This window comes from Actinoplanes sp. NPDC000266, from assembly GCF_042899005.1.
Lineage (GTDB): Bacteria > Actinomycetota > Actinomycetes > Mycobacteriales > Micromonosporaceae > Actinoplanes.
In genome coordinates, this window is record NZ_JBIAZI010000002.1 from 799,746 (window position 1) to 813,375 (window position 13,630).

At 72.7% G+C, this 13,630-nt stretch carries 7 protein-coding genes; 1 reads left to right on the forward strand and 6 read right to left on the reverse strand.

Annotated features, from left to right (window positions below):
- Positions 1-45 precede the first annotated feature (45 nt).
- Both ACFY36_RS10105 and ACFY36_RS10110 read right to left on the reverse strand, forming a co-directional pair.
- Positions 46-3,951 carry a ThuA domain-containing protein gene (locus ACFY36_RS10105; RefSeq protein WP_499745574.1) on the reverse strand — a complete coding sequence of 1,302 codons (3,906 nt, stop codon included), beginning with the start codon at positions 3,949-3,951 and terminating at the stop codon, positions 46-48.
- The gene (locus ACFY36_RS10110; RefSeq protein WP_498688970.1) at positions 3,948-4,982 is read right to left on the reverse strand and encodes a multicopper oxidase domain-containing protein; all 1,035 of its coding nucleotides are present in this window, start codon (positions 4,980-4,982) and stop codon (positions 3,948-3,950) included. Before ACFY36_RS10110 ends, ACFY36_RS10105 begins: the two co-directional genes overlap by 4 nt.
- Positions 4,983-5,153: 171 nt before the next feature.
- Between ACFY36_RS10110 and ACFY36_RS10115 the strand changes: the two genes are divergently transcribed.
- Positions 5,154-5,876: a hypothetical protein gene (locus ACFY36_RS10115; RefSeq protein WP_499745575.1), complete on the forward strand. Its 723-nt coding sequence runs from the start codon at positions 5,154-5,156 to the stop codon at positions 5,874-5,876.
- On the opposite strand, the gene ACFY36_RS10120 is transcribed toward ACFY36_RS10115, so the two are convergent.
- The 4 genes from ACFY36_RS10120 to ACFY36_RS10135 all read right to left on the reverse strand — a co-directional run bounded on the left by ACFY36_RS10120 (position 5,866) and on the right by ACFY36_RS10135 (position 13,629).
- Entirely contained in the window at positions 5,866-6,600 is a 735-nt protein-coding gene (locus tag ACFY36_RS10120) for a DUF899 family protein (RefSeq protein ID WP_499745576.1), read from the reverse strand. The two genes, ACFY36_RS10115 and ACFY36_RS10120, sit on opposite strands and share 11 nt — an antisense overlap.
- A gap of 623 nt (positions 6,601-7,223) precedes the next feature.
- The gene (locus tag ACFY36_RS10125) at positions 7,224-9,905 is read right to left on the reverse strand and encodes an FtsX-like permease family protein (RefSeq protein ID WP_499745577.1); all 2,682 of its coding nucleotides are present in this window, start codon (positions 9,903-9,905) and stop codon (positions 7,224-7,226) included.
- Positions 9,902-12,961, reverse strand: coding sequence for an FtsX-like permease family protein (locus ACFY36_RS10130; protein ID WP_499745578.1), 3,060 nt, complete (start codon positions 12,959-12,961; stop codon positions 9,902-9,904). The genes ACFY36_RS10125 and ACFY36_RS10130 overlap by 4 nt, the downstream gene beginning before the upstream one ends.
- A complete protein-coding gene (locus tag ACFY36_RS10135) occupies positions 12,955-13,629 on the reverse strand; it encodes an ABC transporter ATP-binding protein (RefSeq protein ID WP_499745848.1) in 675 nt (224 codons plus the stop codon). The genes ACFY36_RS10130 and ACFY36_RS10135 overlap by 7 nt, the downstream gene beginning before the upstream one ends.
- Between the last annotated feature and the right edge of the window lies 1 nt (position 13,630).

Below are 13,630 nucleotides of genomic sequence, written 5' to 3' on the forward strand. Positions count from 1 at the left end.
CCGGCGCCAGGAGCATCAGCGCGGCCAGGATCACTAGGAGCCGTTTCATAGAGCACGCACCCGGATGTCGCGGAAGTCGACCAGGTCGGTGTCGCTGTGGTTCTGCAGGCCGATCAGGCCCTCGGCGAACTGCCGGAGGTCGGTCGGCGGGTCACCGGCGCGCGAGGACTGCTTGCCGGGGGTGTTGTCGAACTCGTTGATGACCTTGCCGTTGCGGATGATCGTGTAGTGCTGGCCGACCACCTTGATCTCGTAGCGGTTCCACACGTTCTTCGCCGTCACACCGGCCGCGGCCAGCGGGTTGACGTCGAAGTTGTAGATGGAGCCGGTCTTCTGGGGCTCGCCGGTCTCACCGTCGTAGATCTGCACCTCGTGGCCGCAGTAGATGGCCACCCAGGCCTGCGACGTGCGGGCCGAGCCGACCGTGCCGCAGCTGCCGGCCGGCCGCTGGTCGAGCGGGATCCGCGGGTCGGGGAACCTCGTGAACACTCCGCTGTTGCCGCGGGCGTCGCCGGGTGCGACGTCACGGAACTGCAGCGTCAGCGAGAAATCCTTGAGCGGCTTCGTGTAATAGAGCATCCCGAGCCCGCCGCTGGGCCGTAGCGACCCGTCCGGCTGGATCGCGAACTGCCCGGTGGGCGCCTGGGCCCAGTCGGTCAGCGACTCCGGCGTGCCGTTGTAGATCGAGACGTAGCCGGTGTGCCCTTCGCGGCCGATCGGCGAGGACGCGGCCGCCTTGGTCAGCGCGCCGGCCTCCCGGGTGCTGAGGACCTTGTCGTCGACGAGACGTGCGGAGACGTCGGTGACGTGCCGGACGAAGGCGTCGTGCGTGGCCCAGGTGCTCTCGTCGTCGATGAGGTCGTCGACCGTGCAGCCCTGGCCGACGACGCGGTTCGCCACACCAGAGTCGACGGTGTCCAGCCGTACGGTCGTCGAAGGATCCGGCACGGCACAACCCGCGGTGACCTTCGTGCGGACGACCTCGGTCTTCCCACCGGCGTACGTGATGGTCAGCGTCACGTCGTAGACGCCGACCCGGGCGTACGTGTGCCGGGGGTTGGCCTCGGTCGAGGTGCCGCCGTCACCGAACGTCCACTTGTGGGACAGTCCGCCCGAGCGCGAGCCGTTGAAGGCGTACGTCAGCGGCTTGTCCTGCACCGCCGTCGCGGTCGCCGCCGGGGCCGGGGTCGCCGGGCCGCCCTGATAGGTGATCCGGATCAGCTTCTGGTTGGGGTGCAGGCTGAAGAAGCCGCCCGCGTAGTCGAGCATGTAGAGCGCGCCGTCCGGGCCGAACTTGGCGTCCATCCACGACTGGAGCTGGTTGGCGCCGCCGCCGGCCGGGATGATGGCCCGCAGCGACTCGCCGAACACCGGCGGCTTCTGCTGCGGCACACCGGCCGGGTCGACCGTGACCGCGACGCGGTTGGCCGAGTTCGACTGGTCACCGATGAGCCACTTGTCGTTCCAGTACGCCGGCCAGGCGACCGTGCTGTTCGCGTCGACCAGGTCGCGGTGATAGGTCGGGCCGGACATGACGGCCTGGCCACCGCCGCGCAGATACGGCTGGGTGTACGTCGCCTCGGCCGCCTTGTAGCTGGGCACGCCACTGGCGTCGCGGGCCGGGAAGACCGGGCCGCCGCCGTCCGGCGAGTACCAGATCATGTTGTTCTTGATGGGCGGCAGATCGGTCAGGCCGGTGTTGCGCGGCGACTCGTTCTTCGGGTTGTCGCAGTCGTACCAGCCGGTCAGGACCTTGGCGTCGGTGTTGCTGCGGTCGCGGTACGGCTGCTTGTTGCCCATGCAATACGGCCAGCCGTGGTTGCCCGCCTCGGTGATGATGGTGGCGGTCTCGTACTTGGCCGGTCCCAGCTCCGGGCTCGGCGACGACGCGTCCGGGCCGACCCAGCCGGCGGTCAGCCACTGCTTCTCCGGGTCGATCTGGAGGCGGGCGATGTTGCGCACGCCCATCACGTAGATCTCCGGGCGGGTCTTCTCGGTGCCGGGCGGGAAGAGATTGCCCTGCGGGATGGTGTACGTCCCGTCGGCCTCCGGATGAATCCGGATGATCTTGCCGTTGAGGTCGTTCGTGTTGCCGGCGGTGCGCCGCGCGTCCTGGAACGACAGGCCCTCGTACGCCTGGGTCCAGTTGTTGCCCGAGTAACCGTCCGAGCCGCCCGACGAGTTGCTGTCGCCGGAACCGACGTAGAGGTTGCCCTTGGCGTCGAAGGCCATGCCGCCGCCCGCGTGGCAGCAGCTGTGGATCTGCACCGGCCACTGGATCAGGTCCTTGCGGGTGCCCTGGTCGATGGTCTGCGCGGCCTTGTCGTAGGTGAACCGGGAGACCGTCCGCTGCCCGACCCGCTTCTGCCGGTCGATCGAAGCGTGCGGCATCCAGTAGACGTACAGCCAGCCGTTCTCGGCGAACTTGGGGTCGGGGACGATGCCGAGCAGGCCCTCCTCGTTCTTGACGAGCTCGTCGCCGCTGCCCCGGTTGCCCATCACGGGCAGCGTGGTCAGCAGCTTCACCTGCTTGGTGTCCGGGCTCCAGGAGTGGATGGTGCCGCAGCCCAGGCCCACGTTCGGGTTGTCCCAGCTGACCACCGGCCCGCTCGGGCAGGCCGCCTTGCCGACGTAGAACACGGTGCCGTCGGGCGTGATGGTCAGGCCGTGCGGCTCGCCGATCTGGTCGAGCTCACCGGTCTTGTTGGCCGCGGTCAGCCGCTCCACCTTGTAGTTGGAGGCGATCGTGGCCTGGCAGTCGCCGCGGACGATGCCGCTGGTCCAGCCGAGGGCGCCGGTCAGATGCTTCTTGAAGGCCTCTTCCCCGTACGACCCCTCGGTGTGGCCCATGCCGGTGTAGAAGGAACGGCCGCCGTCGTAGTCACGGCACCAGGAGATCGGGTGGAACGGGCCGTTCGCGCCCAGACCCGGGTCGTAGTGCCGCTCCTCGACCTGCGCGAGCGTGTGCACCTTGCCGATCGGGTTCTGATCCCAGTTGTTCCAGCGGTCCTCGCGGGTGATGGTCAGCCCGAGGTCCTTCGTGGCCGGATGCTGCCGGTCGAGGATGTCGACCACGGCCCGGTTGACGGCGGGCGGGGGCGGCGCCTCGGTGGTGCCGGTGAACAGGCGCCAGTCGGCCAGCTGGATCAGCGGCTCGCCGCTGTTGGCGGTGATGTTGAGCCGGTAGAACTTGAAGTCGGCCGGGCTCGCCACGTCGAAGCGCCGGATCTGGAAGCGCTCCGGGAAGGTCTGCCCCGTGCGGCGGTCCAGGTCGGTCCAGGTCTGCCCGTCGGCCGAGCCCTGGAACGTCCAGTCCTTCGGGTCACGCCCGTCGAAGTCGTTGGCCGACGTCAGCGCGTATCCGGTGACCTTGGTGGGCGTGGCCAGCTCGTACCGGACCCAGCCGGTCGCGGTCCGCACCAGCCACTTGGTGTTGGCGTCGCCGTCGGTCAGCTTGGAGCTGATCTCGTTGGGCGGGTTCTCGCCGCTCGCGGTGACCGCCTGGACCGGGTGCGAGACCGGGATGGCGCCGGCCGGGCGGGTGCCGATCAGGCCGGTGAACCAGCTCGAGTCGAGCTGCGCGCGGGCCGCGTCGCCGATGCCCAGGAAGCCGCCCCCGGCGTTGACGAAGCCCTTCAGGGCCGCTTCCTGGCCCGCGTTCAGCGTCACGCCGTCGGCCGACAGGAAGACCACCGCGCGGTACGCCGCCAGGTCGCCCGCGTTGAAGTCCGCCGTGTCGGTGCTGGCCTCGACGTCGAGGCCCTGTGCCGCGCCGAGCTCCTTGATGGTGGCGGTCGCCTTGACGACCGGGTCCTGCTGCGCGGCGGCCGCGCCCGAGAAGACGAGAACCTTGGGTTTCGCCGGTTCGGCGGCCGCCGCTGTTCTGGGTGGGGACGCTCCGGTCACCAACAGCGCCGCCAAGGCCATGGCGGCGGCTTGCTTCATTCTCATGATCCACTCCCTCCGTGAACGTGGGTCTGTGCGGCCGCCTTGTGCTGGTGGCCCTGGAACCGGTCGATCGCCTCCTGAGCGCCGGGCGGCATGCTGCCGTCGGCGTTGCGGACCAGGAAGATCCCGGCCATGCCGGTGTCCGAATGGGACTGGACGTGGCAGTGGTACATCCACGCGCCCGGCCCCACGGCCTCGCCGGCCAGCACCTGGAACCCGAACGAGCTGCCCGGGTTGAGGTCCTTGTTGTCGATCACCTGACTCGGGTCGGACGGGCCCTCGAGCATGCCGGTGCGGTTGTCGGCCCACCGGTGCGCGTGCAGGTGGAACGTGTGGAAGAAGTTGCCGTGCCCGATGGCGATCCACTCCACCCGCTGGCCGAGATTGGCCTCGAACATGGGCGTGTTCGGCGCGACCTTGTTGTTGATCTGCATGTCGTTGAACACGACGGTGACCTGCTTGTCGGGCAGGATGTCGCCGCGCCGCCGCACGATCAGCGCGCCGTAGAGGCCCTTGATGAGTCCGGCGGTGCCGTGGTCGGTGCCCATCGCGTGATCGTGGTAGTGCCAGTAGCCGGCGCTGCCCGGCATGAACCGCCGCCCGCTGGTGGCGGTCATCTCGTGCGATCGCCAGACGTACGTCCGGGTCTCGCCGGGCTCGTTGTACGAGGCGTTGAAGGGCGCCCCGTCCGAGTCGGTGCTGTAGTCGACGCCGTGCGGATGAATGCTCAGCCGCTGGTTGGTCGTGTTGACCAGGGTGATCTCGAGCGTGTCCCCTTCGTACATCTCGAGGATCGGCCCCGGGATCGTCGCCCCGCCCGGCGTCAGGCCGTAGCCGAACTGGTTGCCGGGCAACGCCTCGGCGTAGATCGTGATCTTCCGGGTCACCCCCGCCGCGGCCTTGGCCGGCTCGCCCCGGGTCGTGGTCGCCACCGCGACCGCCCCGCCCGTCAGGCCGAGAACACCGGCCGCGGCCAGCAAAGACCGGCGCCGGAGCTGCGGTTGCTCGTCTAGATTGACAACGTTGTCTTCCATGCGCGTCCTCCGTCGTATCCCGGCCGGCCGGGATTCCCACGAGTCGAGAGAGGTGTGCGAGTTACGGACTTTTTTCAAAAAGGTCAAAACTTTGGTCCGTTCCGAGCAACCTATGACTCATATCGACGAAAGTAAAGGTCTGTGATTGACCGGCGTCGCTATCTTTGGCGCATGGCCACCGCAGCCGCCATCGTGATCCTCATCGGCGTGGGCATGGTCGTCGTGGCCGGCCTGTTCGCCCTGTTCAGCGTGGGCGACCTGCGGCTGCGGCGCCTGCTGCGCCAGACCCCGCCCACCCCGATCGGCTCGTGGCGCCCAGGCCGGGTCGCCGCCGAGGGCGTCGTCGAGTGCGGACCGGCCGGCCGCCAGACGGCCCCGCTCAGCGGCGCCGAGTGCGCGTGGTTCGACGTGACGGCCACGTGCTACCGCTCGGGCGACAGCGACGGCGACCTGACCTGGCGTACGGAGGTGGGCCGCACCCCCACCGTCCCCGCCCTGGCCGACGGCACGGCCCGCGTCCCGCTCGACCCGGCGATCTTCGCCGGCACCGCCCCGGCCGAGACCACGACGTTGGAGTATGTCCACAAACGCCACTCCGTGCCGCCATCGTGGATCCCGGCGACCATGGCCGACCGCCTCAAAAGGGGCGACAGCGTGACCGGCCGCGAGGTCCGCCTGCCGTTGGGCGGCCCCGTCTTCGCCCTGGGCCGTTTGGAGAACGGCACGCTGGCCGGCCGGGGCCGCACGGTCTTCGCGAGGGGCGGTTACATCGACGCGGTGAAGGCCAACGACGGCGACCTGAGCCTGATGACGGTCACCATCCCGGTCTTCTTCCTGGGCGGCCTGATCGTGGCCGGCGGCGCACTGGCCGTCCTGCTGGCCGTCACGAGCTGAGCCGCCCCAGCGTCGTCTCGGCCGTGACACCGGGCCGCGTCCACTGCGGAACGGGCCGGGTGGTCCCGCCCCAGCCGGGCTCGCCGTCCGCGCCGGACCGCCAGTACCAGCACGGGTCATGACCGCCGGCCGGCCCCTGCCAGGCTTCACGACGCCCGTACGGGGTCATGTCGAGCAGCGCGAACATCCCGCTGTAGGCCTCGGTCCCCCGCCCGGTCGTCGAATAGGTGAGGAAGACACGGTCGCCGTCCCGCAGATAGCAGGCGAGAGAGCCCATGTCCCCGGCGGCGGGCCCGTCGACGCCGCGAACCGAGTACCAGGGCTGGGTGTAGCCCATGAAGTCGACGAAGTCGGCCACCTCGCCCCACTCCCCCGTGGTCACGATGGCGAACGAGACCCCGCGGGCGTTGAGGTAGACGGCATCTTTGAGGTGCCAGGCGGAAATGGTGCAGCCCTCGCACTGCCCCTGGTGCGGCGCGCCGTCGTGCCACATGTGCTTGTAGACCAGAAGCTCGTCACGCCCTTGGAAGAGCTCGAGGAAAGGCACGGCCCCATCGGGCCCGACCACCATCACCGACCCGTCGAACTCCACCATCGGCAGCCGCCGCCGGGCCGCGGCGATGGCGTCGCCTTCGCGGGTGTGCGCTTTCTCCCGCACCAGAAGCTCATCCCTCGCGGCCTGCCAGGTGCCGAGATCAACGACGGCCGGTCGAGCCTGGGTCATAGCGTCCTCCACGAGCCCGGCGCCGGCCCGCGCCGGCGCTCGCAGAGCAGACTCCCTCCGCACCCGAAATTCATCGCCCGCCCGCAGTGCCACCGCCACCGGTTCGGACCCGATCGCGAGCAGCGGCTCGGGTGATCGCGCAGCGCGCCCGGCACGCGCATGTACGAGCGAGCAGCCGGCCCAGCGCAATCGATCACACGATCACGGTCAGGCCACAGCCGGCCCGGGCCACGAACGCGCCATCGGCACAGCACGAACGCAACAAGCGCGCAGTCAGCCGTGCGCGAAGATGAGCACCGGCGCGCAGAGCTCCGCGCGAACATGAACAATCGCGCACCGAGCGACCACAAACGCGCGCAGCGCGCAGTCAACCGCCCCCGACCACGTGCACGCAGGCGACCAGCCCCACACGACCATGAGCGAGCGTGCCTCGACCGACCAAGAACGCGAGCAGCGCGCAGCCAGCCATGCACAAAGATGAGCAGCCACGCGCGACCAACTCTGCGCGAATATGAGCGAGTGCGCAGATTCGACACTGCAAACGCGAGCAACCGCGCAGCCGAGACGGCGCATACGTGAGCAACCGCGCAACTAGCGGGGCGCCGGTCGGCGCGGTGTGGCGGTCAGCTTCCGCCCGCGCGCAGGACCTCACCCAGGCGTTGGCGTCGGTGCAATGACGCCTCCACCATCACCACAACGGGCACGGCGGCCAGCAGGACGGTGGCCACGATGGCGGTGGCCGGCCACGGGATCACCACGGGCGGGTCGGCGGCCTGGGCCGTGAGCAGGTTCAAGGCGAGCGGGCCGAGGGTGAGGCGGGCCAGCAGGATGCCCAGGATCGGGCCGCTGATCGCCGCGAACAGGATCAGCGGGAGCAACTCGCCCGCGGCCACCCGGCGGGTGTCGCGGGAGCGCAGGCCCAGCGTGCGCAGGCGGGCCAGGGTCTCCCAGCGGGACGGGGCGTTCGCGGCGGCGCCCAGCGCGAAGCTCAGCACGGCCAAGGCCAGCAAGGTCGCCGCCGACGCGTAGGTCAGGTTGGTCAAGCCCGAGGTCAACGGTGCCGTGGAGCGGTCGCGCAACAGGTCGGTCCGGACCAGCACGGAGCCGTCGACGCCCGCGTTGCGGAGCGCGGACGCGGCGCCCGGGCCCATCGCCCACACCGTCGTGGGTGTGGAGTCCAGGCCGGCTGCTGCTGCGGCGGCCGTGTCGATCAGGATCACGTCGGGGGCGTCGCCGATCTCGGGGGCCGGGCCGGCCGCGGTGAGGGCCAGGGCGGAGGTGCCGTCCCGTCTCAGGTTCACCGTCGTGCCGGGTGGGACGTTGCCGTCCTTCGTACGGACCAGGGCCGGAATGCCGCCGCCGGTGAGCCGTGCCAGGCCGGGGGCGCCGGGCAACGGGGTGCTCGCCAGCAGCCGCTGGAACGCGGCGGCGTCGACGATCACGAGGCGTGGGCTGAGGGCAAGTCCGTCGGCGACCACCTGGACGTCGGTGATCCGGGCGGCGACGGCCTGCTCCACCCCGGGCGCGGAAGCGACCCGCCGTAGAAAAGCGGGAGCGCCGGACTCGTCGGGAGCGCCGGGCTCGATGTCGAGGCGGGCGTCGGCGCCCACGCTCCGCCACGCGCCGTCGGCCAGGCCGGCGCTGACGGTCGCGGACAGCACGAGCGCGAACGACGCCAGGCCCACCGCCGTGACCAGAGCCAGCCCGGGCAGCAGGCGGGCCGACGACGCGGCCGCGCGGGCCGCACCGAAGACCGGCAGCGCCCGCCGGCCGCGCAGCGTCGCCCCGAGGATCCCCCGGGTCGCCGAAGGCAGCACCCGGAGCAGCAACAGGGAGCCGCCCAGCACGCCGAGGACCGGTGCCGCCGCCGGCAGGACCAGGTCGCCGCCCGTGCCGAGTCCCCGCTGGCGCAGGGCGACCAGCGCGCCCACCCCGGCCGCCAGCACCGCCACATCGACCGCAGCCCGGCGCAACTGGCCTGTGCGGCGCATCCAGAGCCGGGCCGAACGGTTGGCCGGCACTCGCCGGTCGCGGGTCGCCCGAGCCGCCGCCAGGGTGCCCAGCGCCGGCCCGGCCACGATCGCGGCCAGCGCCACCGGCAGTGCCCAGAGCACCGCCGCGCCGCCCGCCACGACGTACGCCAGAAGCACCCCGATCCCCGCCGCGGGCACCGCCACCGCCACCGATTCGACCAGCAGCTCGGCCGCGATGCCGGGCAGCGCCCCGCCCCGCTCCCGATAGGCGGTCAGGGCCGTCAGCCGCCGCCTGGTCAGCAGTTCCGCCGTCAGTGAGAGGACCAGGCCGGCCCCGGCCAGCACCGCCAGGAGCAACACCGTCGCCTGCGCGGTGGCGGCCGCGATCCGCGCCTCGACCTCGGCCACCACGCCGTCCAGGCTGGTGTCCCAGCGCAGGGATTCGTCGCGCACCCCGCTGGCGGCCGAGGTCGCCTTCAGCGTGGAGACCGCCGCCGCCAGCGACCGGGCCGAGTCGCGGTCCAGTTTGGCCGCGTCGGGGGTGAAGGTGACCGTACGGTCGAGCCTGTCCGCCGGCAGCAGGATGCGCGCGTCCGGCAGCGAATCCACCGACAGCAGCCCGCCGAACGCGCTGGCGCTCGACCCGGAGGGCGCCAGGAGCCAGGGCGTCAGCCGCCATCCGGGGTCGCCGGCGTCGACGGGACGGAACACCCCGCTGATCCGTACGTCGTAACGGGTGCCCTGCTCGTCCTTGACGGTGATCCGGTCGCCCGGCGCCGCTTTGAGCGCCTTGGCCTCCGCCTCCGACAGTCCTATCTGGACCGACCACGGCGTGCCGGGCCGGACCATCACTTCACCCGGGGCGGTGGCGCGGGGCGGCCCGCCCGAGATCCAGGTCGTGCCCGGGATGGTGCCGTCGTCGCTGACGAATCCGAGGCGCAGGGTCCGCGGGGCGTCGCCGGTGACGAACGCGAGGGGGCCGCTGGTGACCGTGGTGACCGGCGGTTGGAGGACGGCCGTCTGGGCCGCGCCGAGCTGTTCCTTGGCCGAACGGGGCAGGAACGCGAGGTACTGGGCCAGGAAGGGCTCGCGCTGATAGCCGTCGCCCATGGCGTAGTTGCTGTCCCAGGACGCGTGGACCCGTACGGCCGCTTGTTCTCCGGCCTGTCGCACCGTGTCGCGGAAGGTGTCGTCCTCGGTGGCGCGCAGCAGCGGCGGCACGGCGGCGGCGAGCAGGCTCACCGCCACCACGACGGCCGCCATCAACAGCAACGGCCCCAGATCGGCGCGGGCGCGGCCGCGAATGCTGGGCCAGTGCAACGACGGTCTCATGACGCCACCCGCAGATGGGCGGCGTCGGCCCGGCGGGCCTGCACCGAGACCGTGACGGTGACGATGACCGCGGCGGCGAGGATCAGGGCCGCGAGGAGTACGGCCTCGCTCGCCCACGGCCAGTGTGCGGCCACCGCGGGCACCGGCTGGGCGCCCGTGTCCGACCGGATCATCAGGGGCGCCACGCCCCACGTCGCGAGCGCGCCCACCGCGGCCCCGCCCACGAGCAGCGGCAGGATCACCCCGGCGTGCTCGCCGAACAGCGCCGCCCGGATCTCCCGGCGGGAGACGCCCAGGCCGCGCAGCCGGGCCACCTCCAGGGCCCGGTCGCGCAGGTCGGAGGCGACGTGCAGGAGCACCCCGCCGAGCAGGAGCACGATCGCCGCGGCGACCAGCAGCCGCATGGCCGCCGGCTGGGCCGCGCGCAGCGGGCTGCCGGTGAGGCGGGCCGTCTCCCCGGCCCGGGTGGTGACCGGGCCGAGGCCGGCGGCGGCGAGGGCGCCGGGCCGGGCCGGGTCGCCGATCCACCAGGCGTTGACCGGGGTTTCGAGGTCGCCGTGGCTGATCAGCGCCCGGGACAGCAGGTCGAGGTCGGCGAGGACGGCGGGGGCGCCCGGCGCGGACGGCACGGTGGGGATCACCTCGGTGATTCGGGCCTGGACGGGGGTGTTGCCGTAGCTGAGGCTCAGCGTGGCGCCGGGCCCGGCGCCGAGGTCGCCGGCGAGCCGCCGCGAGATGGCCACCGGCACGGCTCCCGGATCGGGGAAGGACGAGGCGACGAGCTGACGGGCGCCGTCGTACGGGTCGACGAACTGCACGATCGCGTGCAGCCGCACCCGGTCCCCGGCGACGGTGACCGTCTGACCGCCGAGCTGGCCGGCCGGGTGAGCCGTCCAGGACGAGGGGCCGGTGGCCCCCGGGACGGTCAGGGTGGCGTCCAGGGCCGCCGCCGCGTCGTTCGCCACTCCCGTCGGTTGCAGCGAGACGGCGACCAGCCGCAGCCCGGTCGCCGGCGCACAGGCCTGGAGCCGATGCGCGCGGCCGTCGAGCGCGATTTCCGGCCCGGTGCAGGCGGTCCGCAGTCCGGCCGTGTCCTCGAAGACCAGCCGTGGCACCACCGGGACCGGCCCGCGGCCAGCGAGCGTGGGAACGGCCCGGGCCGGCACGGTCAGGCCCTCGACGGCCGAGCCGGGCGCGAGGCCCGGTCCCACCGTCACCCGCCCGCGGAGCAGTTCCCGCGCGTGGCGCATGTCGACCGCGACCAGCTGGGGTGTGGCGTCGTTCCCGCCCACCGACTGGCCCACGACGACCGGGCCGTGCGCGACCGGGCTGACCGTCCCGCCGGTGGCCGCCCCCACCACCGCGCCCTGCCCGGCGGCGGGCGGGGCGTCGAGCTCGAGGGCGACGTCGGTGCCGACCGCCAGGTCGGCCTGGTCGTGCTGGGAGGCCCGCCAGGTGGCGTCGTAGGCCAGGCCGAAGGTGGCCGCACCGCAGCCGAGCGCGATGAGCAGCCCGGCCGCGAAGGCCTGCCGGCGGCGGGCCGCCTGCATCGCGGCCAGCGGCAGGACGAGGCCGCGGGCCCGGTCGGCGAGGTGCTCGGCGTACCGCAGGATCGGCGGCAGCAGCCGCAGGGCGAGCGCGGCGCCGGCGGTCAGCAGCAGCGCCGGCGCGAGGACGCGGACCACGTCGGCGCGCGAGCCGGCGTCCGGGGGCTGGGCCCGCAGCTGCCACCAGCCGACCGCGGCCAGGGCAGCCAGCAGGACGTCGGCCCCGGATCGGGCCAGCAGCTCGCGCCGGCCGCGCCGGTCGCCCGCGTCGGCGGCCGGGCGGATCGCCAGGGCCACCAGCAGACCGGCCAGCAGCAGCACACCGGCGCCGACCGCCAGCAGCTGCGCCGGGGAGACACCGGGATCGGTCGCCAGCCCGGCGCCGGACAGGGGCGGCAGGTGCGTGAGGAGGGCGTGCAGGGCCGACGAGGCCGGCACCGACAGGAGAGCGGCCACCGCCGCCAGCGCCACTGCCTCGACGGCCGCGACGACGGCGAACTGGCCGCGCCCGGTGCCCATCGCCGACAGGAGAGCAGCCTCCTCCGTACGAGCCGAAGCCGCAAGCCGGCCGGCGAGCGTCAGGGCGATCGCGGTGAGCATGACGCCGATCAGCGTCAGCGCGAGCACCGCGGCCGTCGTGAGCCGTTGCTGGGCGCGGGCGTCGGCCAGCGTCTGCGGCAGCGGGGAGGACACCCGCTCGATCTGCACCCGGTCGGCCAGGGCGCCCGAGAGCCGGCGGTCGGCCTCGCCCAGCGTGGACGCGATGGCGTTGAGGTCGCGGCTGTTCGGGGCGGACAGGTCGGGACGGGCGACGATCTCCAGGCGATCGATGGCCGACCCGCCGGTGAGCAGCGTGCCGAGGTCGACGATGAACGGGCCGTACGCCTGGATCCGGCGGGCCGAGGTGGCGTTCGGCGGATCGGCGTCGAATCCCTTGCCCTGCAACGGGTCGCGGTCCCAGCCGCCCTGCGGCAGCGGCCGGACGATCCCGGACACCGTCACCGTGACGGGCGCCGCCCCGTCGATCCCCAGCTCCTCGCCGAGGGTGACACGGCTGCCGACGCTCAATCCGAGCAGCCGCGCGGTGCTCTCCAGCACGGCCGCCTGCCCCTTCTTCGGCCAGCCGCCCGTCACGAGAGAAGCCCGAGAGTCAAGATCTTCAATTCCTGAGAGGTACGCCTCCCGGTCGCCCCCGCCGGGCAGCAGCCGCATCGCCGACGACGCTCGGGCGGCCGTCGACACCTCGAACGGGGCGACCGCCGACACCAGCACCCGCCGCGTGTCGGCGGCGACAGAGGCGGCATCGCCGGCGGCGATGGTGGCCGTGTAGGCGACGACCTCGGCCGCCGCCGGATCGTCGCGGACGGCGACTTCGAAGGCCCGGTCGGACGTACGGGTGACGAGCAGCGCACAGGTGCCGAGGAAGGTCGCACCGATCGTGAGGACCGCGAGCAGCGACAGCAGGAGTGACCACTGGGCGCGGGCCCGGCGCAGGAGCAGGCTCAGCAAGGACCGGCCTCGACCCGGCCGTCGGCGATCCGGACGACCCGGTCGGCCAGCTCCATCATCACCGGGTCGTGGGTGGAGACCAGCGCCGTGACGCCTTCGGACTCCACCACGCCACGCAGCAGCGCCATGACCGACAGCCCGGTCTCGGCGTCGAGCTGCCCGGTCGGCTCGTCGGCGATGAGCAACCGCGGCGAGGCGGCCAGCGCGCGGGCGATGGCCACCCGCTGCTGTTGCCCGCCGGACAGCTCACCGGGCCGCTGCTTGGCGTGCCCGCCCAGCCCGACCAGCTCGAGCAGCAGGGCGACGCGGCGTTCCCGTTCGGCCCGCTCGGCGCCGGCCAGCCGCAGCGGCACGGCCACGTTCTCGGCGGCCGAGAGCACAGGGATCAAACCGAAGGTCTGGAAGACGTACGACACCCGCTCGCGCCGGAGCCGCGACAGCCCGTCCTCGTCGAGCGAGCTGACGTCGACCCCGTCCACCTCGACCGACCCGGCGTCGGCCCGGTCGAGCCCGCCGATCACGTTGAGCAGCGTGGTCTTGCCCGACCCGGACCGGCCGACCAGCGCCACCATGGTCCCCGGCTCGACCTCGAACGACACGTCCCGCAACGCGTGGACCGCGGCCGCCCCTTTGCCGAAGGTCCGCCGCACCCCCGCGACCCGCAGCATC

Bases quoted from the DNA above. Each gene is read 5' to 3' on its own strand.
- ACFY36_RS10105 (WP_499745574.1), bottom strand. From the start codon at position 3,951: ATGAGAATGAAGCAAGCCGCCGCCATGGCCTTGGCGGCGCTGTTGGTG.
- ACFY36_RS10110 (WP_498688970.1), bottom strand. From the start codon at position 4,982: ATGGAAGACAACGTTGTCAATCTAGACGAGCAACCGCAGCTCCGGCGC.
- ACFY36_RS10115 (WP_499745575.1), top strand. From the start codon at position 5,154: ATGGCCACCGCAGCCGCCATCGTGATCCTCATCGGCGTGGGCATGGTC.
- ACFY36_RS10120 (WP_499745576.1), bottom strand. From the start codon at position 6,600: ATGACCCAGGCTCGACCGGCCGTCGTTGATCTCGGCACCTGGCAGGCC.
- ACFY36_RS10125 (WP_499745577.1), bottom strand. From the start codon at position 9,905: ATGAGACCGTCGTTGCACTGGCCCAGCATTCGCGGCCGCGCCCGCGCC.
- ACFY36_RS10135 (WP_499745848.1), bottom strand. From the start codon at position 13,629: ATGCTGCGGGTCGCGGGGGTGCGGCGGACCTTCGGCAAAGGGGCGGCC.